The sequence below is a fragment of the Baia soyae genome (genome assembly GCF_004341445.1).
Classification (GTDB): Bacteria; Bacillota; Bacilli; order Thermoactinomycetales; family Thermoactinomycetaceae; genus Baia; species Baia soyae.
On record NZ_SLXV01000004.1, the window covers coordinates 35,754 to 60,878 of the forward strand.

At 42.1% G+C, this 25,125-nt stretch carries 23 protein-coding genes; 1 reads left to right on the plus strand and 22 read right to left on the minus strand.

All coding sequences use genetic code 11. From position 1 onward, the window contains the following. Nucleotides 1-120: 120 nt before the first annotated feature. From EDD57_RS02180 to recA, 6 genes are read right to left on the minus strand one after another with little or no spacing between them, the layout of a single operon-like run. A complete protein-coding gene (locus EDD57_RS02180) occupies nucleotides 121-783 on the minus strand; it encodes an ATP-binding protein (RefSeq protein ID WP_131847846.1) in 663 nt (220 codons plus the stop codon). After that, nucleotides 784-1,026, minus strand: coding sequence for a hypothetical protein (locus EDD57_RS02185; protein ID WP_131847847.1), 243 nt, complete (start codon nucleotides 1,024-1,026; stop codon nucleotides 784-786). Next, on the minus strand, nucleotides 1,007-2,482 hold the full coding sequence (locus tag EDD57_RS02190; RefSeq protein ID WP_131847848.1) for an AAA family ATPase: 1,476 nt from the start codon (nucleotides 2,480-2,482) through the stop codon (nucleotides 1,007-1,009). The genes EDD57_RS02185 and EDD57_RS02190 overlap by 20 nt, the downstream gene beginning before the upstream one ends. Continuing rightward, complete coding sequence (locus EDD57_RS02195; RefSeq protein ID WP_131847849.1) at nucleotides 2,479-3,468, minus strand: metallophosphoesterase family protein; 990 nt, start codon at nucleotides 3,466-3,468, stop codon at nucleotides 2,479-2,481. Before EDD57_RS02195 ends, EDD57_RS02190 begins: the two co-directional genes overlap by 4 nt. Continuing rightward, nucleotides 3,465-4,157 (minus strand): RecX family transcriptional regulator, encoded by a 693-nt coding sequence (locus EDD57_RS02200; protein WP_131847850.1) that lies wholly within the window; start codon nucleotides 4,155-4,157, stop codon nucleotides 3,465-3,467. Before EDD57_RS02200 ends, EDD57_RS02195 begins: the two co-directional genes overlap by 4 nt. Further along, on the minus strand, nucleotides 4,141-5,253 hold the full coding sequence (gene recA / locus EDD57_RS02205) for a recombinase RecA (protein WP_131847851.1): 1,113 nt from the start codon (nucleotides 5,251-5,253) through the stop codon (nucleotides 4,141-4,143). Before recA ends, EDD57_RS02200 begins: the two co-directional genes overlap by 17 nt. Before the next feature lie 164 nt (nucleotides 5,254-5,417). Between recA and EDD57_RS02210 the strand changes: the two genes are divergently transcribed. Beyond that, nucleotides 5,418-5,732 (plus strand): metal-sulfur cluster assembly factor, encoded by a 315-nt coding sequence (locus tag EDD57_RS02210; RefSeq protein ID WP_243649411.1) that lies wholly within the window; start codon nucleotides 5,418-5,420, stop codon nucleotides 5,730-5,732. Between the two features lie 73 nt (nucleotides 5,733-5,805). Here the strand turns inward: EDD57_RS02210 and EDD57_RS02215 are convergent, their stop codons facing one another. The 16 genes from EDD57_RS02215 to EDD57_RS02295 all read right to left on the minus strand — a co-directional run bounded on the left by EDD57_RS02215 (nucleotide 5,806) and on the right by EDD57_RS02295 (nucleotide 25,007). After that, nucleotides 5,806-7,434: a DEAD/DEAH box helicase gene (locus EDD57_RS02215; RefSeq protein ID WP_131847852.1), complete on the minus strand. Its 1,629-nt coding sequence runs from the start codon at nucleotides 7,432-7,434 to the stop codon at nucleotides 5,806-5,808. Nucleotides 7,435-7,443: 9 nt separating this feature from the next. Further along, on the minus strand, nucleotides 7,444-8,685 hold the full coding sequence (locus tag EDD57_RS02220; protein ID WP_131847853.1) for a competence/damage-inducible protein A: 1,242 nt from the start codon (nucleotides 8,683-8,685) through the stop codon (nucleotides 7,444-7,446). Between the two features lie 15 nt (nucleotides 8,686-8,700). After that, nucleotides 8,701-9,294 carry a CDP-diacylglycerol--glycerol-3-phosphate 3-phosphatidyltransferase gene (gene pgsA, locus EDD57_RS02225; protein ID WP_131847854.1) on the minus strand — a complete coding sequence of 198 codons (594 nt, stop codon included), beginning with the start codon at nucleotides 9,292-9,294 and terminating at the stop codon, nucleotides 8,701-8,703. Nucleotides 9,295-9,532: 238 nt separating this feature from the next. Continuing rightward, nucleotides 9,533-10,129, minus strand: coding sequence for a hypothetical protein (locus EDD57_RS02230; RefSeq protein ID WP_131847855.1), 597 nt, complete (start codon nucleotides 10,127-10,129; stop codon nucleotides 9,533-9,535). A gap of 81 nt (nucleotides 10,130-10,210) precedes the next feature. After that, the gene (locus tag EDD57_RS02235; RefSeq protein WP_131847856.1) at nucleotides 10,211-11,836 is read right to left on the minus strand and encodes a helix-turn-helix domain-containing protein; all 1,626 of its coding nucleotides are present in this window, start codon (nucleotides 11,834-11,836) and stop codon (nucleotides 10,211-10,213) included. Nucleotides 11,837-12,019: 183 nt separating this feature from the next. Further along, nucleotides 12,020-12,832, minus strand: coding sequence for a helix-turn-helix domain-containing protein (locus EDD57_RS02240; protein WP_131847857.1), 813 nt, complete (start codon nucleotides 12,830-12,832; stop codon nucleotides 12,020-12,022). Nucleotides 12,833-12,898: 66 nt separating this feature from the next. Then, nucleotides 12,899-13,669 (minus strand): DUF3388 domain-containing protein, encoded by a 771-nt coding sequence (locus EDD57_RS02245; RefSeq protein WP_131847858.1) that lies wholly within the window; start codon nucleotides 13,667-13,669, stop codon nucleotides 12,899-12,901. A 183-nt stretch (nucleotides 13,670-13,852) separates the two neighbouring features. Then, the gene (locus EDD57_RS02250) at nucleotides 13,853-14,107 is read right to left on the minus strand and encodes a DUF3243 domain-containing protein (RefSeq protein WP_131847859.1); all 255 of its coding nucleotides are present in this window, start codon (nucleotides 14,105-14,107) and stop codon (nucleotides 13,853-13,855) included. A gap of 45 nt (nucleotides 14,108-14,152) precedes the next feature. Continuing rightward, entirely contained in the window at nucleotides 14,153-14,902 is a 750-nt protein-coding gene (ymfI, locus tag EDD57_RS02255) for an elongation factor P 5-aminopentanone reductase (RefSeq protein ID WP_131847860.1), read from the minus strand. Nucleotides 14,903-14,967: 65 nt separating this feature from the next. Next, nucleotides 14,968-16,281 (minus strand): EF-P 5-aminopentanol modification-associated protein YfmH, encoded by a 1,314-nt coding sequence (gene yfmH / locus EDD57_RS02260; RefSeq protein ID WP_131847861.1) that lies wholly within the window; start codon nucleotides 16,279-16,281, stop codon nucleotides 14,968-14,970. Next, on the minus strand, nucleotides 16,268-17,572 hold the full coding sequence (gene yfmF / locus EDD57_RS02265; RefSeq protein WP_131847862.1) for an EF-P 5-aminopentanol modification-associated protein YfmF: 1,305 nt from the start codon (nucleotides 17,570-17,572) through the stop codon (nucleotides 16,268-16,270). Before yfmF ends, yfmH begins: the two co-directional genes overlap by 14 nt. 170 nt (nucleotides 17,573-17,742) lie before the next feature. Beyond that, a complete protein-coding gene (locus tag EDD57_RS02270) occupies nucleotides 17,743-18,741 on the minus strand; it encodes a BMP family ABC transporter substrate-binding protein (RefSeq protein ID WP_131847918.1) in 999 nt (332 codons plus the stop codon). A 274-nt stretch (nucleotides 18,742-19,015) separates the two neighbouring features. Beyond that, nucleotides 19,016-19,939, minus strand: a complete 924-nt coding sequence (locus tag EDD57_RS02280) for an ABC transporter permease (RefSeq protein ID WP_131847920.1) — start codon at nucleotides 19,937-19,939, stop codon at nucleotides 19,016-19,018. 4 nt (nucleotides 19,940-19,943) lie between these two features. After that, nucleotides 19,944-21,011: an ABC transporter permease gene (locus EDD57_RS02285; protein WP_131847863.1), complete on the minus strand. Its 1,068-nt coding sequence runs from the start codon at nucleotides 21,009-21,011 to the stop codon at nucleotides 19,944-19,946. Beyond that, complete coding sequence (locus EDD57_RS02290; RefSeq protein WP_131847864.1) at nucleotides 21,008-22,531, minus strand: ABC transporter ATP-binding protein; 1,524 nt, start codon at nucleotides 22,529-22,531, stop codon at nucleotides 21,008-21,010. Before EDD57_RS02290 ends, EDD57_RS02285 begins: the two co-directional genes overlap by 4 nt. Nucleotides 22,532-22,670: 139 nt before the next feature. Further along, nucleotides 22,671-25,007 (minus strand): FtsK/SpoIIIE family DNA translocase, encoded by a 2,337-nt coding sequence (locus EDD57_RS02295; RefSeq protein WP_131847865.1) that lies wholly within the window; start codon nucleotides 25,005-25,007, stop codon nucleotides 22,671-22,673. Between the last annotated feature and the right edge of the window lie 118 nt (nucleotides 25,008-25,125).

Genomic DNA, 25,125 nt, shown 5'->3' on the forward strand with positions numbered 1-25,125 from the left:
AGCAAATTGATCATTTCATATGCATCATCATAGGAACTTCTCAAACCAAGCACATCTCTTTCAAAGTCATCCCTCTGAAAAAAGATATAACTTGATTTTATTATTTATAAATTACCATTGTCAAGGAGAGGTAAGAAGGACTACCTCCGACTTCCCACCATTTAGGCGCACTTCATAGACTTGATCCGCAGATTCGGTCAAATCACTATTATGTGTAACAAGGATGATTTGTCTTCCGTATGTTTGCGAAATGAGCTGGAGAAATTGAACCATCGGGACAACATAGTCCTTACTTACATGTTTGCCAGGTTCGTCTAAAATTAACGGCCCCTCTACACGAGGTTGAATCGTTGTAATGAGTGCAATTCGCAAAGCAAGAGAAATTATATCAACAATTCCTCCCCCGCGTGAGTCTTGAGGTTTGTTTTTTACCTGCATTCCGTCCCAGTCGGTGACAACAAAAAACTCCGCGCTTGGATTTTTTCCAGCTTCCGACAATTCAATGATAAAAGAAAAGGCGGGACCAAATACCATTTGCAACGCCCTTGTTACCAGTAACTCTAGTTGTGCTTTTGCTTGTTGTCTCGCATAGTCAGAGGCTTTTTGAAATAGAATGCGAACTTGATCGAGTAATTCTTTTTCCTCTTGATAAAGTTGCCAATGTTTTTCCACTTCATGAAGCTGTTCTAAAAGAAGGTCCTGTTTCCCTTTCCTTTCAGACCACTCTGTTTCATATTGCCTTACTCTTTTCTCTAGAGCTTCTAGAGAGAGATCTATCTCCATCTAAGTCAGCCCCTTAGGCAGGAGATCGTTTACTTCCTGGATTCCTCTTTGAATCTCTCTCTCCAGACGGCCGATCTCTTCTTCAAGCTCTTCCGGTTTTACCCCTAACTGCTCTAACTCGTTTAACAACTCCGCCTCTTGCTTCTCTAGATTCTCTAATTTTCCCTCTGCCCGTGTTCTTTGCTCTCTAGCCGTTTCAATTCGGACCTTTAACTCTTTCATCTTATCTTCTAATTGTAGCATATACATCGCCTCCTAATTCGCCCATTAGATGTTCCAATACATCCCCATGAATCTGGGAACCACATGTTGGACACTTCTTATTTACTTGAAGCAACCTTACGTATTCTTCGGTTAAATGTTTAATCTCTTCTTCTTGGTCTGTACAATACTTTCGACCTTTCATCACCCGTTGATGGAGGTAAACGTATTTTGATCGTTGTTCACGATATAATTCCATTTGTTTTTTATGTGTTTCCAATTTAGGTAGTAAAATCCGACAAACTTGATCAATCGCCTCTGTTTTGGCTAAAACGGCTAGTTGCTGTTGTTTTTGAGAGTAAATAGATTGATAGATTTTCCATCTGTGGCCCAACTGAGCCTTTTTCTCACTTTCATGAATCATCTGCTGAAAACGCTCTGCGGCTTCTCTAAGGTTCTGATTCCTCTCTAAAACCTGTATCGTTTGTGCTTGCTCTGACTTTACATTCTCATAGCTATGGTATAGGCGGAAAAGTAGTTTGAATCGAATAGACAAATCCATAAGCTGGGCCAAACGTGTTTCCGCCTCTGGGGATTTCTCAAGATGAACCAGTTGTTGCTGGCACTGACGTTTTCCACTTTGATGATTCTTCCATCTGGTTAGTCTTTGTTGTAGTTGTATTTGCTGAAAAGCCATCATCTCTAACTCTGCTTTTTTCATCTCGGCTTGAGGGAGTTGTGATAACGATTCTAGCACTCCAGTCCAATACACTTGCTCCTGTTTCACTTCTATATAGAGGTGAGCTGTCTTTCGAAGTTGCCAGAGCCTATGCTTCAACTCTTTGATTCTAGCAATCTTCTGCTTACTCTCATCTAGTTGGCGACGTACATTACCTAAATCCTCATAGGGCTTCAACTGTTCCAGTAGGGATTCTTTGTTTCGCTCTGTTCTTCTTCCTTCCTCTAAAATCGCCTTTCGATCACTGTTAGCCTGTTTTAAAGCTACATCAATGATCTGCGCACCACTGATAAAGCCTAACATTTTTGCCTTAGTCCCAGGAGATTCAGATAGTAGGAAAGGCCCTTCTAATTGACTACCAAACTGAAGAAGAATCTCTTGCGCGGCATCTAATTTCACAGGTGTCATCTGATGAATTTCTGTGATTTCATGTGGAACTTCTGAACCAAACCCTTCAAAAATCATCTCTTGTTCATCCGGCTTGCGCAAGATATAGCGATTAATCGAGCCTGTACTGCGGATCCGTTCAATCTCTGTCCCGTCGTCCATCGTAAGGGTTACTTGACACTTGGTTGTTCCTGTACGAATATAATCAGCCCCACGAGGAACATTAAACAACACCCAACGCAGAGCCCGTAAAATAGCGCTCTTCCCATTATCAGATGCACCTACAAATACGTTTAAACCAGGAGAGAGTTGTACGACCGTATGCTCATGAGATTGAAAGTTATGGATCTCCAGCTTCCGAAATTGCTTCACGCGCCCTCTCCTCCCCGCATCTCTTTTGCCTTGCTAATTCTTCGTAAGGCATCTAATCTTACCTGTTCTTGAATTTGATCGTTCTCCGCAATCGTTTCAATAATCGTATCCACATTTAATGTCTTTAACTCCAACGCAGCGTCTACTTGTCTCGTGAATTCCGCCCAACGCTCTTCCTGATAACGTGCCTTTTCAATGTGACTCCGATCCAAGATCTCCTCGCCTAATTGCGCAGAAGTTAGCGGGATCACGGTAACATCCACACAGTCTGTTAGGGTAAGCAATACCACTTGAGGTGTTCGCCTCATCTCAGATAGATGATTATTTACCCGTGCAATCGCTCCTGGATTGAGCACATATCTTCCTTCCCGATGCTGGACCGGAAATCCTGCATGATAGTGCCCTGTCAAAACGACATCCACATCGCTGTCTAACTCCCATAATTGAGAAATCAAAGTATGACCCACGCTATCAGGCAACGGACGATCAACCAACATACTATGTACCATATGAATACAAAAATGAGCTTCCATCTCATTCTTAACAGCATAATCAAGGGCAATGTCGCGCTTATCTAAATCATAGTGGAAAGGCTGACCACTAAGTTGTACCACGATGCCATCTTTCTCTAGCTTGATACGATTTCCTTCGTGTACCAGTTGCAATGTACCAAACGCATCCAGCAATCCTAGCATCGTACGCGGGAGAGTAATCGGATTATGGGCATATACATCATGATTCCCTGCAATCGCATAGACCGGCACTCCAAAGCCACGAAACAAACTCGCAAAATCCCCTACCACTGCTGGCGATAGATTAGGATGATCAAATACATCCCCACCATGTAACACATAATCTACTTGATGCACATTGGCAAGTTCGATAATCTCTTCCATTTTTCTACGGATCGTGGATGGAAAATCATCCTTCCGACTTCGTGGTGAATTCCCACGAATGTGGGTATCCGTAAAATAGAGTATCTTCACAAACGATCCCCCTTTTCGTGCCGATGAATGGACCGAAAATGTTTTAAAATTGGGTAGACAATATCCGCTGAAAAACCACGTCTCATTAAGTATTGTCCGAGTTTCCGTTCTACTTTTGACCAAAGGTCGTCTTGAATACGAGAATAGCGCCTCTCGGCAAGGGTCATTGCCAGTTGGCGCTCTTCATCTTGTTCAATGTAGGATAATGCCTTGTCAATCCAATGATCCGCCACGCCTTTTTGCTTTAATTCTTGACGTAATCGAGTCGATCCTAGGCCCTTCAGCCTCTGCCGTTCCTCAACCCACGCCATAGCGTATTGCCCGTCATTGAGATAACCTTGCTGCACCAATTCCTCTGTGGTTACTTGGATATGCTCAAGAGAAAATCCTTTTTCTAAGAGGTGCTGGTGAACCTGGTAAACCGTACGTGGACGATAGCCTATATACTTAAAGGCGATTTGACGAGCACGATTCTGTTCCTCAGCAAGCAACCAGTGCTGGCAATCAGCCTCACCTACATCCATCCCTTTATGTAGTCGGAATTTGACTAACACATCCTCATGGATAGAGAGCGCAAACTCTCCATCCACATAAATGTGGTAACGTCTGCCCAATGCTGATTCCTTTTCGATCCGGGTGATATTCGAACTCACTTTCTTCACCCGCCCTTTTTTAATCTTCTTGGTCAAGACCTGCTGCTAAAGCTGCCGTAATAATCGGGTCAGAATCTGCTTGTTCTTTTGCTTTACGACCGCGAGGCTCACTTTTTTCCTCTACAGCTGGAGCTGGGACTTGTGCAAGTGGTAACTCATAATGGGTACGAATTCGATTTTCGATCTCAATAAACAATGCAGGATTCTCTTTCAAGAATAACTTTGCATTTTCACGACCTTGACCCAAACGCTCCCCTTCAAAGGAGTACCAAGCACCACTCTTATTCACAATATCCAATTCGGTAGCAATATCCAGTGCACTACCTTCACGAGAGATTCCTTCTCCGAACATAATATCTACTTCAGCTGTTTTAAATGGAGGAGCTACTTTGTTTTTTACTACTTTAATCTTCGTGCGATTCCCTACCATGTCCGTACCTTGCTTAATCGTTTCAGCACGACGAACTTCAAGCCGAACACTCGAGTAAAACTTTAACGCACGGCCACCTGGCGTTACCTCAGGGTTACCAAACATAACCCCTACTTTTTCACGAATCTGGTTAATAAAGATCGCGATGGTCTTTGATTTATTAATAGCTCCAGAAAGCTTCCGCAGTGCTTGTGACATCAAGCGAGCTTGAAGACCTACATGAGAGTCTCCCATCTCCCCTTCAATCTCTGCCTTAGGAACCAGTGCTGCTACAGAGTCGATTACGATCACATCGACAGCGCCACTACGAACGAGTGCTTCCGCAATTTCCAAAGCTTGTTCCCCTGTATCTGGTTGAGATAAAAGCATCTCAGAGATATTTACACCTAACTTTTGAGCGTAAACTGGATCTAGTGCATGTTCCGCATCAATAAATGCAGCTTGTCCACCCATTTTCTGTACTTCTGCAATCGCGTGCAAAGCAACCGTCGTCTTACCTGAAGATTCTGGTCCGTATACCTCAATAATTCTTCCGCGAGGGAATCCACCAATTCCCAGTGCAATATCTAATGCGAGAGCACCAGTAGAGGCCGTCTCCACTTGGAGAGTCGATTCCTCACCCATGCGCATAACGGAACCTTTTCCGAATTGTTTTTCAATTTGTCTAAGTGCGATTTCTAAAGCCTGACGACGATCTGACAATGCACCCACTCCTCTAGTCCATTTATGTACTAGTATTATCATACCTTGTTTTTCATTTACTGCCAATACCATTTTACGAACATCCATTCGTTTTTTGTTTTTGATTTGGCTATGGTACATTGTAAGAAGGAGAGAAACCGAACATCGTATGGGAGGCTATTACCTTGAATCAGGACGTAATGAAAGAAGCCATTTTAGATGAATTAGAAAATGTGCTCGACCCAGAGCTTCATATCGATATCGTAAATCTTGGGCTTATCTACAATCTGGAAATTGATGACAAGCAAAAAGTTACCGTCACGATGACACTAACCGCAATGGGATGCCCTCTCTCTGGCACTATCCACGGCATGGTCACCGAAGCAGTTATGAAAGTAAACAATGTCCAAGATGTGGAAGTAAATATCGTCTATGATCCTCCTTGGGACAAGAGTCGCATGTCCCGCTATGCCAAGATTGCTCTTGGAATTGCAGACTAGGCATTACGATTCATCGAAATTCCATATTCACCCATAAAAAAGAACCATCCTGTTGGATGGTTCTTTTTTATGCTTATCCTCTAGGTGGCGCTGTACGTGCTGTACGTTCAGAAGGAGGTGTACTCGTACGCGGACGAGCAGGTTCCATATTCACACGCGCACCGTTGATTTTAGATTGACGAAGTGCTTCATAGACAAATGGAGCTACATCTTCTGGCACTTCTACAAATGAGAAACGGTCATAGATATTAATTCGTCCAACCTGGCGCAAGGCAATTCCTGCATGATCAGCAATCGCTTGTGCCAACTCTTGTGGGCGCATATTTACATTACGTCCGACATTGATAAAGAACCGAACCATACCTGGCGACGCACCTGTTTCTCCAAAGTTATATCCTGCATCAGGGCCTTTAGAAAATCTTTCTGAGAAGGACAGATAAAGCGCAGCTGCAGCTACCTTTTCTGCGGAGTACTTCTCACTCAATTGTCCTAACATCTCTTCGAATAGGCTAAGATCTGTCTCAGCTTGGATTACTTCTCCGATTTGAGTCATCCATGTCTGCTGTTGCTTGGTAGCAATCTCTTCTAAAGTAGGAAGCTCTTTTGATTTCAAACGGTTACCTGTTTCCTCTTCAATCGTACGCAATTGCTTCATCTCGCGTGGAGTTACGAGAGTTAAAGCAACACCCGCACGACCAGCACGGCCCGTACGGCCAATTCGGTGTACATAACTCTCTACATCTTGCGGAATATCAAAGTTAATCACGTGTGTTACACTGCCCACGTCAATTCCACGTGCAGCTACATCGGTCGCAACAAGCAATTCAATCTCACTATTACGGAAAGCACTCATCACGCGATCCCGTTGGTATTGCTGGAGATCTCCATGTAGCCCGCCAGATAAATAGCCACGTGCCTGAAGTGCTTCTGCTAGCTCATCTACCCCTTTTTTCGTACGACAGAAGACAATTCCTAAATTTACTTCCTCACTATCTAAAATTCGACAAAGCGCGTCTATTTTATGATTCTCAAGTACCCGGTAGTATACTTGCTTGATCATAGGTACACTCACATCGCCTCGATTAATCGTAATATACCGTGGCTTGCGCATATACTTATTCGCTAACTGACGAATAGCTGGAGGCATCGTAGCTGAGAAAAGAAGAAGCTGGCGGTCTGTTGGTACAAAACGTAACACAGATTCAATGTCCTCGATGAAACCCATATCTAGCATTTCATCTGCTTCATCTAGTACGATCACCTCAATTGCGTCCACCTTTAGTGTTCCACGACGCAAATGATCTAGTAACCTTCCTGGAGTACCAATAACGACATGAACGCCTTGCTCCAATGCTTTTACTTGGCGTCCGATAGATTGTCCACCATAGATTGGGAGTGTTTTAATCCGACCTGGCCGACCAAGGCGCCGTAACTCTTCTGACACCTGAATCGCTAACTCCCGAGTAGGCGTGATAATAATGCTTTGCACTTGATTCACTTGGGTTTGAATTCGATCTAATATCGGAATCCCAAAAGCCGCAGTCTTACCTGTTCCTGTCTGTGCCTGACCAATCACATCTTCCCCGCGTAATACTGCTGGGATACATTCGATCTGAATCGGAGAAGGCTCTTCAAAACCAATATCATAAATTCCTTTTAAAATATCTGGCTGTAATCCAAATTCATCAAAACTCTTCGTCATGTTGTAAAATCACCCTTTTTTTAATCTCTGCCATAGATGGAATAGAGCATATTTTGCTGCTAGTAGCTGGACTCGTTTGCGTTGCCCTCTGATCATATGATGATGGACCTCAGTCTTGCCATTTTTCGCGGCAATCGCAATCCAAACCTCTCCAACAGGTTTTCCTTCCGCAGGCGTTGGCCCCGCAAGTCCTGTCACACTGATGGCAAGATCACTCTGGAATTGATCCCTGGTGTGCTCTGCCATCTCAGTCGCGGTTTCTCCACTAATCGCACCGTACTTTTGAAGCGTATCTACTGAAACGTTTGTCATACGCTCTTTAATTTTATTGGTATACGTAACGACACCACCAAGCACAGCTTGACTGGAGCCTGGTATGGTGGTTAGTAGATAAGTAAGGAAGCCGCCCGTACAACTCTCTGCTATCGATACGGTCTGCTTCCGTTCCTGCATAATAGATAGAACAACTTCTTCCAACGCCTCTTTTTTCTCACTAAAACAAAAATCTCCTACACGATGAAGGATTTCTTGTCGAATCAGTTCGATTCTTGCCTTCGCCTCTTTCGCTGAATCGGCTTCTACCGTAATTCGCAAAACAACTCCCGCTTCTTCAGCATATGTCGCGATAGATGGAGATGTTTCTGATTGGATCAAATCCTTCAGTTGATCTTCTAATAAAGATTCTCCAATTCCAAAAAATGAAAGAGGATGAGATACAATTATCCTTCGATTTGGGATAAGGGAAAGAATAAATTCACGAATCTGATCCTCAAACATGGGGCGCATTTCACCCGGAGGACCTGGCAAAAGGATATACGTAACTCCTTCAGACGTAACAGCAAGACCTGGAGCAGTACCTCTGGAGTTTAAAAAAGTAGTTCCATTCGGAAATGCATATGTTTGTTTCAAATTGTTCTGTGTCATGGGGATAGAGCGTCCAGCAAAAGCGGATTGCAATGCTTCAAGGGCCGCTGGATCTTGGATCAACTCAACATTCAAAAAATCTGCCAATGTTTCTTTTGTCAAATCGTCTAGTGTCGGACCCAGTCCACCACAAACGATTACTAACTCAGAACGAGACTGGGCAAGCTGAAATGTCTGGTAAAGTCGATCACGATCATCATCTACAGAAGTATGGAAATGAACCGGTATCCCCAACATGGCACATTCCTGTGATAGAAAGCCAGAGTGAGTATCTAAGGTATATCCCATTAACAACTCTGTTCCAACGGTAATGACTTCCGCCTTCATAAGCGAGTCTCCTCTTTACTGTTTCGAGTTCGAAGTGGTAAGTGAAACAAATTTCCTATTTTTATAGAAATAATCGACTCCTGATACAACCGTAATCATCACCGCCAGCCATTTGGCGATCAAGGCAAACGGAATAGCATACTCAGCAAACGGAATATTGTTTAACATCAGCGCCACGATTGCCACGATCTGAATGATGGTTTTCGCTTTCCCCAATGCGCTAGCAGCGATAACTTTCCCTTCCACTGCTCCAATCAAACGCAATCCTGTAACAGCAAACTCTCGACTAATAATGATAATAGCCATCCATGCCTCTAATCGATTCATCTCTACGAGTGAAATGAGTGCGGCTGTAATTAATAGCTTATCTGCTAGAGGATCAAGAAATTTCCCGAGATTGGTTACTATTTTATTCTTTCGAGCTATATAGCCGTCCAAACCATCTGTAACAGCCGCTAGAACAAATACCAATGTCGCAATCAATTCACTCACTGTTATCGTGACTTGACCAAATTGTATCGATCCAAGATCAAAACGAACAAGTAAAAAGATCATGACCACGGGAACAAGAAAAATACGTGCCATTGTTATCTTGTTGGCTACGTTCACTGTGATCTACCTCCTGGACAATCCATTAATTTGGTTCTTGGAGGAAATCCTCTCAATGATCCCTTGTGTGGAAGAAACGAACAGGATTGCGACTGAATTATACGCAGGTATGTATTTCATGTGTGATCAATTCTTCCAAATATGTAGTAGATAGCAGATAATCCTTCCGTAAGTATAAACTATGCAAAAGTAAGGTGTCAAAAGCTTACCAACAAAAAGCTCTTCTTTTACCGAATCTTTAATCAACTAAGAAAAATCGATATGATTGAGCGCTTTTCGTATTGGATGTATCAATTTGAATTCCATTTACTTTTAATTGAACTTGATCAGGATTTTCGATAGTTACATACAACTCTTTTTTATCTTCTATCTTTTCTACATTATTTGCTGAAAGTTTCCCCTCTTTTAGCGGTGTTCCTTTCGATGAACCGCGATACACCTTAAAAGAAGCACTACTCTTACTTGAAAGAGAAACCTCTACTTTGCCTACATTACCTAAGCGATATTGCTCACCAGAGTCTTTCCCTTCGGAATGAGGTTGCAATTCTATTTCCGGTCGACTCGGATTACTTTTACCGATTTCCATTTCAGTGGGGACAGGTGGAGACTTAGTCACTTGATTCGGTGAACCTCCTTTGAAGGCATAAAAACCAACTGGAATAGCCAAAGCCACAAGCGCTACACCCAACCATCCGAACCAAGGGACTGGCTTCTTTTTTATCTTTTGAGCATGTTTTTTTCTTCTACTTACGAACTGACTTGAGATTTGTTGTGATGATGACTTTTGCTCCATGTCTACCATAGCTCTGAAGATGTCCTCCCATCTACTCTCCATTCTGATGTCAGTATATCCTAGGAAAAACAAAAGAAAAAGCCTGTTAAAAGGCTTTTTCAGGAACATTTTTTAACCATCTTATTATTTTTTCACTAAAAATGTAAGGTCTTTAACTGGATTCACTTTATTAATGGATATATTTCCATTTGCCATAATCTCTACGTCATCTGGCTTGGTGATGGAAATGGTTAACTTATTCGCATCTCCAGAAAACGTATATAAAATCTCTGGGGCTTTCGGATATTTGGTACTCAAAACAAACCCAGGTTTAATATCTTTACCCCCTGCATCTTTTAGTACAATTTGTCCACTAGTAGAAGCGCCTTGTTTTAATTTGAAAGAGAGCTTCAGTTCATTCCCCTTCGAGACATGATACGTTCCAGCACCTGATTTTTCGATCTCAACAGGACCCGTTTCAGTTGAAGGCGGTGTATCAGGGGTCGATTCCTTTGCTTCACTTCCTGGTTTCGTTGTTTGTTCAGTAGTGGCTGGCTTAGAAGTATTTGTTTTCTTAGCATCATCTCCACCAGAAAAAGTATATATCAATACTCCAACAACTAGCACCAAGAGTCCAGCAGCTCCCGCAATCCAGTACCATTTCACAGGAAAATCAACTTTCCACTTAGACTTAGAACTACGACTCGTTTTCATCGCACTACGGCTCAATGTTTTGAGCGATTCTACATCTTGTGAGTAGCGTGAGTCTAGTTTTTCATCACGTGAAGAGCCAAATTTCTCACGACGTGTCATGATAGTATCGGAGAGCGGAACCAAACCTGTCTCCAACTCACGACCTACGTCCAATTTAGGATCGGTTTGATTTCTTGTGTCGAATCGAGCAGTACGTTCAAACCGAGGATCACGTTTCGTTTCTAGGCGAGAGCTCGATTCCATCTTTTTCGATCCAGATCCAGGCATGGTAGACGATAAATTCGTTGTCCCAAGCTTTTGATCTAATCCTTGGTCCTTTATCATCTCGAACGGTACCGTTTCCTGTCCTACTAGGCCTATCTTGGTAGTAGACGCAGAAGGAACCACTGTTGATGACGTTTGGGTGGTTTCCTCGGAACGAACCTTGTGATTCTTAGCGATCGTCATAGATTGTTCGCGTAAAGTACGACTAGGACGATTAACTCCTGAACTCTCTAGTGCCTTCATCCTTTGTGTTTGTGCTGGATTAAATGGTGGCATCGTCTGAGTTTTTCCAGGCTCGAACGATGGATTCGTAGCAGATAGACTCTGAGTTTGATCGATTGCACGCAGTTTCTGTGTTTGTGCAGTCCGATCTATTACCGGCTTGGTCTGTATTTGCGTGTTAGCACTAGGCTTCGCAATCGTAAGTGCTGTTTGAACTTTAATACGATTTGAACTTGCAGGCTTCTGGATTGTCGTCTGACTCAAGGAAAAATGACCCGTTTGCTGTCCTACAGCAGGCATAACAGCCGTATTTTGTTGAACTCCATACCGCACAGCCTGCTCTTCTTTTCGATAGTGACGCAAAATATGATGAGGTTCTACCTTGACTTGATTGGCATAAGAACGCAGATAGGTCCTCACATAAAAAGGGCTCGGTAGTTTATCAAAGTCACCATTTTCAATCGCTATAAGAAAAGGTTTTTGGATCTTTGTTTTTTCTTGTAATTGGTCGAGGGACAGTCCTATCGACTCCCGGGCCTGCCGAAGATAATGTCCAATCTCTTCAGACATCCCAGTCACCTCCCAAAAGGTTTACAAACAAATGCTATATACAAGAAGCTATTTTGTTCTTCAACCTGACTGTTTGTTATTTCAAAAAATACGCATAAATTTGATACAAGCATATCAAAATACGTATACTCTGTCAAAAAAGCTCTCTTGGCAAGAGCTTGAACGGTTTTAAGTCTTATGTATCTAAGAGCTCACTCGCAAATAAAGAACATAGAGAGCTGCAACCGCAAGAACAGCTGCCCAAAACAGTAAAAATTTCGTGTAAAACGTGAATTTCTTTTCTGATTTCCCTTTTCGCTCTCTCGAACGGGGTTCTAAACTCGGTACAAGCTCTTTTTCTTCTGTTGAGCGTTTTTGGCGATCGCTACGTGATAAGCTTTTCAAATTTTGTAAAGCCTGTAGCTCCTTAGAACGAGGACTTTGTTTCGTTGCAGGTTGCATAGAACGCTCTGATGGTACGACTGTCGGTAATTTACTCGATTGACTTAATCGCTCCGCTCTCTCTGGATCTCGGCGTCTCATCGGGCGATTAGGTGAAGTAGTAGTAACAGCCTGTTCTTGCTCCACCTCTTGCAAATGATTTTCAATACGTTTTACATCCCAGCGAACCGTATTCCCAAATGAACGAGTAGTAGCAAGCTCTTTCTCTGGTTGCCAGCGATTTTCGGCTACTGCTGTACTTTGCTCCGACATGCTAGATAAACGTTGATTACGGGGCCTTTCAGAAGCAACTGAGACACTTTGTCTTGCATTTTCTTTAGCAGATTGTGCCTGCCCCTGCCGCACTTGATGTAATATTTTATGTGGATCCAGACCTAGCGATAGCGCATATGTCCGAATATAAGACCTTACATATATGGAACCTGGCAACAGGTGGAATTGACCATTTTCAATTGCTGATAGATATTGCTTTTGAATTTTAGTATGGGCTTCTAATTCTTCTAAACTAATGCCAAGAGATTCACGAGTGCTTCTAAGCTGTTGTCCTACTCCCATTATGGTCACCTCCCTGAGCTAATTATTGGTTTCTCTTTAGGAAGCTTCTTTCCCTTCAGAACATCACTAAAACATGGAATGACGTTCGTCCATCAGATCGTATACAATCTCTTCATCAGGATGATTTCTAAGCTCAATCATATAGTTGAAATCTTCTAGTCGATACTCCGAGTTTCTAACAAAGATATCAGGGTGTTCAATCACCTTTGTCGTCTCCATCCGCATCACTTCTCGAAGCAAACAAACATGATCTTCTGAAAAACGGCGTGTAGAGACGATACCATCTATTATGTAAACATGGTCAGTCGAAAGTTCATTCGCGGCTAATTGTGTGCGAATCGTTTGTCGTAAGAGTGTTGAGGATAGAAAAGACCACCGTTTATTAGCACATACGCTAGATGCCACAATGGATTCTGTCTTTCCAACACGCGGCATTCCTCGAATTCCAATTAGCTGATGTCCTTTTTTCTTCATTTGTTCTGCGAGAAGATCTACTAAAATACCGATCTCATCTCGAATAAATCGGTATGTCTTAATATCGTCACTAGAGAGTTCAACATACTTTCCATGCCTCACTGCAAGACGATCGGTCACATTAGGCTTGCGTAAAGCAGTTACATGGATATGATCCATCCGATGTAAGATTTGGCTTAAAGCCTCTATTTTTTCAGGTTTACTTGTGCGCAGGATCAGACCACGACGATCATTGGTTACCCCGTTAATCGTCACAATATTAATCTTTAACATCCCGAGTAGTGACGCCAAATCCCCCAACAAACCAGGACGGTTTTTATTCTTGTGAATTTGATATTCAAGATACCATTCGTGATCTTCCATTTCACACCTCATTCTCTCATTCAGACACAAGTGTAAACGAATGTTTTTTACAGTATAGCACATACATCTTTCGGAACGAAGAAAGATTCGTGACTAATTCCTTACATAAAAGGCGTTGTCCGTTAAAAAATAAAATAAAACAAACCTCAATCGCAAGGCTTGTTTTATTAGTTAAGTATACAATTATTGTTTACCGTCACTTACCATTTTCACCATAAGCTCTGCTATCATTTTTTGTTCTTCTGGTCCCGCTACTTTCCATAAATCACGTAACAATAACTCTTGTTCGTTTTGAGGTTGAACATCCTTTGCTAGATAATCTCCTAACTCATAGGCGATATCTTGAATCGAATTTTCATCCATTCCTAAGCTTTTCGCTTGGCCTACACGTTCGGATAAAAATCCTTTCCACTCTTGAAAATCGTCTAGAACCGACATGTTAGATCACCTCCTACGGGAGTAATATAACCTAACATCTAAAAATTATGTATACCAACCGCCATTTATATGAATAACCTGACCTGTTATATATCTACTCTCAGGTTCACATAAATGACTAATAAGTCTGGCGACCTCTTCTGGCTTTCCTAACCGACCCATTGGGATTTCCTCTGCCAACTCCACTTGCTCCTCATCTACTAGTTGCGCGGATAATAATGGCGTCTCAATGGCTCCAGGAGCCACTGCATTCACCGTAATGTGGGAACGGGCTAGTTCTTTCGCGAGAGCCTTCGTTAGCCCTTGAATGGCTCCTTTGGCGGCTGAGTAGATAACCTCTCCAGCACCTCCCGCTTCTCCCCAAATCGAAGATAATAAAATGATACGTCCCTTCTTTTGTTGAATCATGTTTGGAACCGCAGATTGAATCATCTGCACCGCTCCTCGGACATGCGTATCCATCAACTCATCATACTGTTCCATGGTCACATCTTGCAGTAGCCCAACCTGAGTACCACCTGCAGCGTGGATTACGATAGTCGGTGCTCCCAATGCCCAACAAACTTGTTGATAGCAATTTCGCACCGATTCTGCTTGTTTTACATCCAATTGAAACCCTTCAGCCATACTTCCTGCTTCTCGGCACTTTCTTACAATTCCTTCTGCCCGCCCAAGTGAATGCTGATAACAAACCGCGACTTTAGCACCTAACTCAGCTGCACGAATCGCGATCGCACCGCCAATACCCCCACTAGCTCCTGATATCCAGATTACTTCTCCTTGTAATGTCTTCACACAACGCCACTCCTACTCCTACTCGTATAAAAAGCCGTGCCTGAAGAAGGCACGACCCCATTTTTTTAAACAGTAGGTTTCGTCGATTGCTCTAATGGACGTACAGTAGAGACCGCAAATCTCGCAAAATCAATATGCTCTCTCATTCGATTGTTTACATCCTTTAACGTAATCGATTCCAACGTTGGAATCATCTCGAATAGATCAGAGTCGTGAAAACGATAACTCGTAAATTGATTCGCAATCCACTCAACTGAGTTAAGTGAACGCAAAACACTTCCGATTTTCTTTTTCTTTACTAGCTCAAACTCCTCAGCAGAGATTCCCTTTGCTACTTTCTGAGGAAATAATTGTTCGATACGGGCTACAAGTTCATCTGGCTTCCTTGTATCTCCGCCCATCATCGTAAATCCATAACCCTGTTCAATCGAATAATCATGTCCAAATGAGTCATCAATCAACCCTTCCTCATACAGGCTTTGATATAGCTCGGAAGACGACCCTATTAAGGACTCCATAAACAACTGCGTGCATAGCTCCATCTTCAACATATTGTTTCCAGAGTTCGCTATAATAGCTGGTGCTTCTTTAAATCCAAAATAGCACTTAGAAGCATTTACACTTAGGCGCATTTCCTTTCTCTTCTCCGCAACTGCATTTGGTTCCTTATCAAAAAAGCGCTCGATCTCACCTTGTGGCTCAAATTTTTTCTGGGCTTGATTTTCTTTTACCAACTGAAAAATACGTTGTGGATCCACAGCTCCAATCACAAACAACAACATGTTGCTCGGATGATAGAAGGTGTTATAACAGGTGTAAAGTGTCTCTTTGGTAATTTTGGCGATGGATTCGACTGTACCCGCAATATCAATCTTTACAGGATGATTTTGATACATTGCCTCGATCAAACCAAAGTAGACTCTCCAATCCGCATTGTCATCATACATACGAATCTCTTGGCCAATAATCCCCTTTTCCTTCTCTACATTCTCATCTGTAAAATAAGGGCTTTGTACATAATTTAATAAAGTGGTGAGATTGTTTTCCACTTGATCCGTACAAGAGAATAGATACGAGGTACGCGTAAAACTGGTAAATGCATTTGCCGATGCACCTTGTCTGGAAAACGACTGAAATACATCCTCGCCAGATTCCTGTTCAAACATCTTATGTTCTAAGAAATGTGCAATTCCATCCGGGACATGTACCTTTTCTTTTCCGGGAACCTGAAACGTATTGTCAATGGAACCGTACTTGGTAGTAAAGGTAGCATACGTTTTAGCAAACCCCTGCTTAGGTAGTACATACACATCTAATCCATTGGGCAGTGTCTCATGATAAAGCGTCTCTTTTAGCTGTTTATATTCAATTTTTTTCATCAGCTTCTCCTCCTTGATCCCGTAAGAAGTAGATTGTGTCAAGCTGAATTTTTTGCGCTACTTTCTGCACATCCTCCTTCGATACTTGTGCAATCTCTTTTAGAATCTGTTCTAATGGGCGGTTCGTTCCACTTAGAACAGAGTGATAGTGTGACTGAACGATCTCATAGGCACGATCCTGTTGCTCACGGAATTGATTGGAAAGGGTCGCTTTTGTTTGCGCTAATTCTTGATCGCTAATTTGACCCTGACGCATTACTTCCATCTGTTCTTTAATGATGGTTACAGCCTTCTCAAAGTTTTGGATCTCGATTCCTGATTGAATATGCATAACTCCTTTATGACTTTCAAGCCGCGAAGAAGCATAGTAAGCTAGGCTCGCTTTTTCACGCACATTCATAAACAACTTAGAATGTGGAAAACCGCCGAGAATCCCATTATACATAAGCAAAGAAGGGTAATCGGAATCTTGCACTGTTATATGGGTTCGGCATCCCATATTTAGTTTTCCTTGATTTACAGGTAAATGCTCAATCACAGTGTTCACTTGTTGTACAGATACAGGTGCAGTTTGTGAGAGGCCCAATTGTTTTCGTTCGGAAGTAAACATCTCAGAAGGAAGATACTTCTGGAACAAGGAGATCACTCTTTGAATATCCACATCTCCTACACAATAAAGATCTAGTGGGCAATGGTACAGCAGTTCTTGATAGTATGTATAAAGATTATCTGCTTGAATTGCAGGAATATCCTCCACTCGTCCATTTATAAAAATGGCGTATGGCTCGTTCTTACACATCGCTTCAATGCTACGTTGTGCTGCATACTGGGCCTTCTCATCCACCAAGCCTTCAATTTGTTGCTTTAGGTTTCGTTTCTCCGCCTCTACATAGCTTTTCACAAATATATCTTGCTCTAAGGCTGGCTTCGTAATCACTTCACACAGCAGGCCCACTGCTTCTTCGAGCAACGGAGAGGCATCATGAAGATATTGTTCATTTGCGATATCTACTCCAAAGTGGAGGATTTGCCTTTCGCCACGCTTAAAAACATCTCCAAAGAGACCCGCGCCATATAGATCGTTTTGCTTCTTTTTTAGATCGAGCATCGTAGGATATTGCTCTGTTCCCCGAAGCAATACGTTTGAAAGGAGAGCTGTTTGAGTTACATACTTCGTTGATAGCTCTTGCTGAAACATCGCCACCAGCATCGTGGTTTTAAACTTTGTACTCGGACAGACATGTAGACGTACATTGCCTATTTGCCTCGTCTGAAATTGTCCAGATGACATGCTCCGCTCACCTCGTTTATTAGAAAATATTACCTAGTCTCCATTATAGACTAAAAAAAAAGAACATGGAATTGTAAGAGCTTACAACAAGGAAAATTCTCCTATGCTTAGTAAGTTTCCTACTTCCATGTTCTTTAGTCATATATTCACGATATGACAAGGTTCAAAAATTATTTAGAAGGAACGGTGATTTCACCTTTGATGATTTTTTGCTTAAACTCTTCTACTTGTTTCATTACCTCTGGAGAGATTTTTGAGTTTTTAGAAAGACCTACACCTTCATCCTTCAATCCAAAGTTCACTTCTGTACCTAGTTTTAAAGTACCTTCTTTGGCTTGCTTCGTGATCTCAAATACCGCTACGTCAACACGTTTGATCATCGAAGTAAGTGTATGTTCTGGTGCCAAACGGCTTTGGTCCATGTCTACACCAATCGCCCAATATTTGCCTGCTTCGCGGGATTTTACTTCGTCAAAAAGACCTTTCCCTACACCACCTGCTGCATGGTACACAATGTCTGCTCCGCCATCATACAAAGATTTTGCCAGAGAGCGACCCTTCGTTGCATCGGAAAATGATTCGGCATAAACAACTTTTACAGTTGCCTTCGGATTTGCTTGCTTCACGCCTGCAGTAAAACCTGCTTCAAACTTTTTAATCAGTGGAGACGACATTCCACCGATGAAACCAACTTGATTTGTCTTGGTAGTCTTCCCTGCTGCCACCCCTGCTAAGAAAGAACCTTCTTCATCTTTAAATGTTACCGCTACAACATTTGACGGGATTTTCCCACCTAAGTTGCTATCCACAATCGCAAATTTGCTATCTTTAAATTCCCCTGCTACATCTGGAATTGCTTTATCAAATTTGAAGCCTACACCCCAGATAAGATTTCGTTTGTCCTTGGCAAAACGAGTTAAGTTAGGAACATAATCATCATCTTTTTTAGATTCTTGTGCTTTCACATCCACTTTTATATCGTTCTTCGCTTTTTGAAGACCCATATTAGCAGATTGGTTAAAGGATTCATCATTTAAACCACCTGTATCCGTAACAAGACCAACAGAAAAGTCTCCTTTTGCTGTCTCCTTACTTTTATTACCTCCACAACCAACAGCTAACGTTGCTACTAGAGAAACAGCTACGAGTGAGCCTAACAAACGCTTCATTTGCATACAAATACCCCTTTACTAAAAGTGTTTGATTTTGTACTGCAGGGAGAATGGTGTTAGTAGTATGAACCAGAGACGAGCGGATATTTGTGATTTCGCTAGGAAATTAAATCCATTTTTTCCTCTGTGTTATGAACTAGACTAATGATTCCAATTAACCCCAAAGCTTATCACACGAGAACGCTTTCAACTCCAACTCTTATTTTTATACATAAATTACTTTATATCAACAAAAACTTTTGTTTCTGTGAAAAAATTTAATCACTAAACCTTAACGGCTTCCTCTTTCATACAATTTCCCAATCGCCGCTGGAGCATTGGCACGCCCTACAAATCCTGCTAACGCTAAGATGGTCAATACATATGGGAGCATAGTCAAGATTTCGGAAGGCACATATTCCGTTAATCCCCAAACTTGACCTGTTAAAGATAAAGCTACGGAAAAGCCGAAGAAAGCAGCGGCCCCTAGAACACCAAACGGCTTCCATTTACCAAAGATTAACGCTGCGATCGCGATAAAGCCTTGACCCGCAACGGTAGTTGCACTAAACTCACTCCCGATCGAAGTGGAAAGTGTCGCGCCACCAATAGCCGCTAATGCTCCGCTAATTAAGACAGCAACATAGCGCATTTTGACAACCGATACACCCGCTGTCTCAGTAGCATGTGGATGCTCCCCCACAGCACGTAGGCGCATACCAAATGGCGTACGGTATAACACGAAGTAACTAACAAAAACTAAGATTAACGCTATATAGGTAATCGGTGAAGTATTAAAAAGGGGATCACCTATGAGAGGGATATCTTTTAAAACCGGGATCGCCAAATCTGTAAATTTACTTTCTACAACAGGCGTTTGTCCCGCACCATCATAGAGGGCTTTTACTAGATATACGGCTAATCCTGCTGCTAAGAAGTTAATCGCAACTCCACTTACTGTTTGATCTGCATTAAATGTAACGGTAGCAACTGCATGAATCAGCGCCAGAAGAATACCCGCTACAATTCCTGCCAAGAGGCCGATCCACGGACTTCCTGTATTGATCGCAACGACTGCTGAGGTAAACGCACCGATTGTCATAAGGCCTTCTAAACCAATGTTAATAACACCCGAACGTTCTGAGAACAAACCACCTAACGCCGCTAAGATTAGGGGAGTTGAGTAAAGAATAGTGGTCTCTAAAAGGTTGGTCATTGTACTAAGCACTAGCTTTCTCCCCTTTCTTCTTACGGTTCTTTCTATTTCCTAATTGTTTTACAAAATTAGCTGCTACGAAGAGAATAATAGCTGCAAATACAATTCGAATCACTTCAAAAGGTACTTCTGCTACATACTGCATGTTGCTCCCACCATTAAATAATCCTCCAAACAACATGGATGAAAGCACCACACCAATTGGGGTATTGGCTCCTAAAAGTGCTACCGCAATCCCATCAAAACCAGTTCCTGGAAGAGATGGATTAATGGCTAGATACTCACTCGTCCCAAGTAGCTCAACCGCACCTGCAAGACCAGCGATTCCACCTGATATCATCATGGAAAGAATAATATTTCGCTTTACACTCATCCCCGCGTACTCGGAAGCATCCGGGTTCAAACCAACCGCACGTAACTCATACCCTAACTTGGTTCTGAAAAGCAATACATAGACAAAGATAGTCGTCAAAATAGCTAGAATAAGGCCTAGATGCACACGTGCTCCATCAAACATATCCGTTAAGAAATCAACACGAATGGATGCACTTGGATGAATTTTCTCGGTGGAATCACTATTATTGGAAAGAACTTTTCCGACCATGTAGTTACTTAAGAATAAAGCAATCCAGTTCATCATGATGCAGACAATCACTTCATGTACACCACGAATTGCTTTCAACAAACCTGGGATCAGCGCCCATATCGCACCAGCTAGTGCTCCTACTACTAATGCCACGATCGCATGCAACACAGGCGGCAACTCTAACTTCAATCCAACAAAAGCGGCTGCTAAACTACCAATGACTAACTGACCCTCTACGCCGATATTGAACATCCCTGTACGGAACGCTAGTGCTACAGCCAAACCGGCAAAGATGAGTGGAGTAATCGTACGCAGTGTTTCACCCATATCAGATGCAGAACCAAATACACTGCTAAATAATGCACCGTAAGCTGAAATCGGATCATATCCGGATAATAGCATCGCGATTGCCCCGACTAACATCCCCAAAATAATTGAAATGATGGATGAAAGAAGAGTCGAATTCCGATTTAATTTACCAATCATTGTGAAGCCCCTCCTTTCGCTTTGCTTCCTGCCATTAAGAGTCCAAGCTCTTCTTCTGTTGCCGTTCTTGGATCAACCCAACCCTGAATTTTTCCTTCATAGATCACGGCCACTCGGTCACTTACTTTAAGAACCTCTTCCAACTCGAGGGAAACAAGTAATACGGCATTGCCTGTATCGCGGTGTTGGATGAGACGTTTATGAATAAATTCGATAGCGCCCACATCCAACCCACGAGTAGGTTGTGCTGCAATCAGAAGGGACGGATTTCGGTCCACTTCACGTGCAATGATCGCTTTCTGTTGGTTACCACCTGAAAGCGCACGTGCTGGTGTATCTTTATCTGGGGTTCGCACATCAAACTCTTGAATCAGTTTATTCGCATAATCCCCTACTGCTTTGTAATTGATTCCAAAGCCATTTGAAAACGGTTTCTTATAATAGGACTGTAAAATTATATTTTCACTAACAGAAAAGTCTAGAACCAAACCGCGTTTATGTCGGTCCTCTGGAATATGGCCAAGGCCTGTCTCGGTAATTTTTCGAGGGGCCAATCCTGTGACATCTTTATTATTTAAAATGATTCTGCCTGATTTTGGTTTCATAAGACCACAAATCGCTTCAATCAGCTCGGATTGACCATTTCCGTCAACTCCAGCAATCCCTACAATTTCACCCGCCTTAATCTCCAGATCTAAACCGCGAACAGCGGGATTATTACGGTTATCATCCACTGCTAAGCTTTGAACCTTAAGAACAGGTTCCTGTGGGTTAGATGGTTGTTTATCCAGTTCAAATGAAACCTCACGACCTACCATGAGCGATGCTAACTCGTTTTCATTGGTTTCCGAAATATTAACTGTGTCAATCATCTTCCCGCGACGAATAACGGTACAACGATCACACGTACTCATAATTTCTTTTAGCTTATGAGTAATAAAGATGATCGTCTTACCTTCTTTTACGAGTTTCCGCATGATCTCAGTTAATTCTTCAATCTCTTGAGGAGTTAATACAGCTGTTGGTTCATCAAAAATAAGAATATCTGCTCCACGATACAGAGTCTTTAAAATTTCAACACGTTGCTGCATTCCTACACCAATATCTGCAACAACAGCTCGTGGGTCGACTTGAAGCCCATATTGATCTGATAAAGCTTGTACTTCACGTTCAGCCTTTTTGTAATCAATTCTCCCACCAGAAGCTCTTTCGTCACCAAGAATAATATTTTCGGTTACGGTAAACGGTTGCACTAACATAAAATGTTGATGGACCATACCAATCCCTAGTTTGTTTGCCATTGTTGGACCCGTGATCGCAACTTCTTTTTCTTTAATGAAAACCTTACCTTGCTCTGGTTGATAGAGACCAAATAGGATATTCATTAACGTTGACTTACCTGCACCGTTTTCACCTAGTAGAGCATGAATCTCACCCTTTTTTACAACTAGGTTTATGTTATCGTTTGCAGTAAACGAACCAAAGCATTTGGTAATGCCTCGCATTTCTACAACGTTCATCCGTGTCCCTCCCTTGCATTAGGATAAAAAAAGCCAGCGGCGTGGCGCTAGCTCACTTTTTTTAGTTTGCGTAATCGCTACCAAAAAATCAAGAGATTTTTTTATAGCTTATGAAAAAATAAGAGATTTTTTATATAATTTACGTATTGGAAATTTCTTGCATGCGTTCTTCTGTCACCAAAACCTCTCTCGGTTTACTACCTTCATAAGGACCTACAATTCCACGAGATTCCATCAAATCAATCAACCGTGCCGCCCGAGTATATCCTACTCGAAGCCGTCTCTGGAGCAATGACACCGAGGCTGTTTTCGCTTCAAGCACTAGTTGAACCGCTTGCGGATACATATCATCATCAATTAGTTCTCCACTCGAATTCTCTGGTACATCCGGAATCATCTCTTCGTTATAATGTGCTTCTTGTTGATTTTTAACAAAATTTACAACAGACTCTACTTCTTCATCTGTCACAAATGTGCCTTGGACACGGATCGGTTTAGGGGCTCCGATCGGCATGTACAACATATCTCCACGACCTAATAATTTTTCTGCGCCCCCCATGTCTAAAATAGTACGGGAATCGGCTTGTGAAGAAACGGTAAAAGCGATTCGAGAAGGAATATTGGCTTTAATAACGCCTGTAATTACATCCACAGAAGGACGCTGTGTAGCTAAAATCATATGGATTCCCGCCGCACGTGCCATCTGAGCAAGCCGACAAATGGCATCTTCGACATCTCCAGGCGCAACCATCATTAAATCTGCGAGCTCATCTACAATCACAACTATATACGGTAAAATAGGCATAACAGCCTCGTCACTTCGATCTCTTGCCAATTGATTATAACGCTCTAGATCGCGGGCACCATTTTTAGCGAACAATTCGTATCGCTTCTCCATCTCAGAAACCACTTTCTTCAGAGCAATGGCTGCCTTTCTCGGGTCTGTCACAACAGGTACAAGCAGATGAGGGATCCCATTGTATATATTGAGCTCCACCATCTTAGGATCAATCATCATCAGTTTTACTTCGTCCGGTCTTGCTTTGTACAAAAGACTTATAATAATTCCGTTTACACAGACACTCTTTCCCGCACCTGTTGCACCCGCAACTAACAAATGCGGCATCTGAGCTAGGTTCGCAATCACCGCTTCTCCTGATATATCCTTTCCAAGTCCAATTGATAGCTTACTTGGATTTTTTTGGAACCCAGGAGAATCGATTACATCTCGCAAGCCAACCATGGCTGTCTCTGAATTAGGTACCTCAATTCCAATCGCTGCTTTCCCGGGAATAGGAGCCTCGATTCGGATCGATTTTGCAGCCAATGCTAGTGCAATATCGTTGGACAAGCGGACGATTTGACTTACCTTCACCCCTACTTTGGGTTGAATCTCATATCGCGTTACCGCAGGCCCATGCTGAACATGGTTTACCTTTGCCTTTACTCCGAAATTTTCGAGCGTCTCCTCCAATTTGGATGCTTTTGATTTTAAGTAGTCTTCATCTAGCTTATCTCTTTTCTTTAAGGCTCTAAGGATGGTAAATGGCGGAATTTTATAATGATCCAAACGCTCTGTAGTATGAAATTTTACTACTACATCTTCTCCATCGGTTGAGCTTCTTTGCGGTTCAGGCTTCATCTCAGAAGTTGATTTTAAAGAAAGCGTCAATTGCTTTGGCTTTTTTACGAGTTCCCTCTCAGGTACCGGATCTGGTTCATAATAATAAGCAATAGTAGGTTCAGAGGAAGATGATGACGATGATTCCAATTCATCCTCAAACTCAGGATGGAGCTCTCTTTCAATCTCACGATTATGCGATTGCTTTTTTTGTTGGTTCGCTTTCCCATGTTTCACCAACATAGAGTTGACATTTTTTTTAATGCTGGCTCTGTGGCTTTGAAAAAGCATATACAGTTTCTGTAAAAATTGAATGTATGAGATTCCAAATACAAGAAGAATTCCTGCTAATAAAAATGCAGATAAAGCAATGACTGTGCCTACATCATCGAATAAAAAATGGAACATGCCATAAATAAGTCCACCGATCATCCCACCTCCTATGTCAGTAGGGAGTCTGGACGAGTATTCATTTATCAAGAGATTCCATGTAGTGTCCATAACAGAACCCGTTTTGCCTGTAGCTTGTATGTACTGAAACGTATTAAAATGCACAAAGCCCAGTGTACACAAAACAATCGTTAGGACCCCTGTCATCTTAGGTGTCCAACTTTGTGGCCATCTTCGTTTTATCATGATGTATAAAGCAAGTCCAATTGTTACGATCGGAATTAGAAAATCCCATGTTCCGACTAAGAAACGGGATAAATATGTTAGATTTCGTCCAATTGCTCCCAAAGTAGCTAAACTAATTACTGCAAGTGCGATCATGGCAATTCCATAGATTTCAAATAGCAGGTCATGTTTCACACGACTAGCTCGTTTCACGTCTTTTCGTTTTTTCTTCTTGGACATCTTATCCCCTTCTCCCGAATTCAAAGCAGTCTTCTGAACATTATACATTTATTTGCCATATTTTTGTAGATGTAAGTAAGGTAAAATCTTCAGTTTCCCAATGTACTGGCAGACAAAA

Excerpts from the sequence above, each read along its gene's own strand:
- EDD57_RS02280 (WP_131847920.1), bottom strand. The coding sequence starts at position 19,939 with ATGACCAACCTTTTAGAGACCACTATTCTTTACTCAACTCCCCTAATC.
- EDD57_RS02185 (WP_131847847.1), bottom strand. The coding sequence starts at position 1,026 with ATGCTACAATTAGAAGATAAGATGAAAGAGTTAAAGGTCCGAATTGAA.
- EDD57_RS02220 (WP_131847853.1), bottom strand. The coding sequence starts at position 8,685 with ATGAAGGCGGAAGTCATTACCGTTGGAACAGAGTTGTTAATGGGATAT.
- EDD57_RS02215 (WP_131847852.1), bottom strand. The coding sequence starts at position 7,434 with ATGACGAAGAGTTTTGATGAATTTGGATTACAGCCAGATATTTTAAAA.
- EDD57_RS02235 (WP_131847856.1), bottom strand. The coding sequence starts at position 11,836 with ATGTCTGAAGAGATTGGACATTATCTTCGGCAGGCCCGGGAGTCGATA.
- yfmF (WP_131847862.1), bottom strand. The coding sequence starts at position 17,572 with ATGTCATCTGGACAATTTCAGACGAGGCAAATAGGCAATGTACGTCTA.
- yfmH (WP_131847861.1), bottom strand. The coding sequence starts at position 16,281 with ATGAAAAAAATTGAATATAAACAGCTAAAAGAGACGCTTTATCATGAG.
- EDD57_RS02295 (WP_131847865.1), bottom strand. The coding sequence starts at position 25,007 with ATGTCCAAGAAGAAAAAACGAAAAGACGTGAAACGAGCTAGTCGTGTG.
- EDD57_RS02240 (WP_131847857.1), bottom strand. The coding sequence starts at position 12,832 with ATGGGAGTAGGACAACAGCTTAGAAGCACTCGTGAATCTCTTGGCATT.
- EDD57_RS02285 (WP_131847863.1), bottom strand. The coding sequence starts at position 21,011 with ATGATTGGTAAATTAAATCGGAATTCGACTCTTCTTTCATCCATCATT.
- EDD57_RS02270 (WP_131847918.1), bottom strand. The coding sequence starts at position 18,741 with ATGAAGCGTTTGTTAGGCTCACTCGTAGCTGTTTCTCTAGTAGCAACG.
- EDD57_RS02290 (WP_131847864.1), bottom strand. The coding sequence starts at position 22,531 with ATGAACGTTGTAGAAATGCGAGGCATTACCAAATGCTTTGGTTCGTTT.
- EDD57_RS02180 (WP_131847846.1), bottom strand. The coding sequence starts at position 783 with ATGGAGATAGATCTCTCTCTAGAAGCTCTAGAGAAAAGAGTAAGGCAA.
- EDD57_RS02245 (WP_131847858.1), bottom strand. The coding sequence starts at position 13,669 with ATGGAAGATCACGAATGGTATCTTGAATATCAAATTCACAAGAATAAA.
- EDD57_RS02230 (WP_131847855.1), bottom strand. The coding sequence starts at position 10,129 with ATGGAGAGTAGATGGGAGGACATCTTCAGAGCTATGGTAGACATGGAG.
- EDD57_RS02250 (WP_131847859.1), bottom strand. The coding sequence starts at position 14,107 with ATGTCGGTTCTAGACGATTTTCAAGAGTGGAAAGGATTTTTATCCGAA.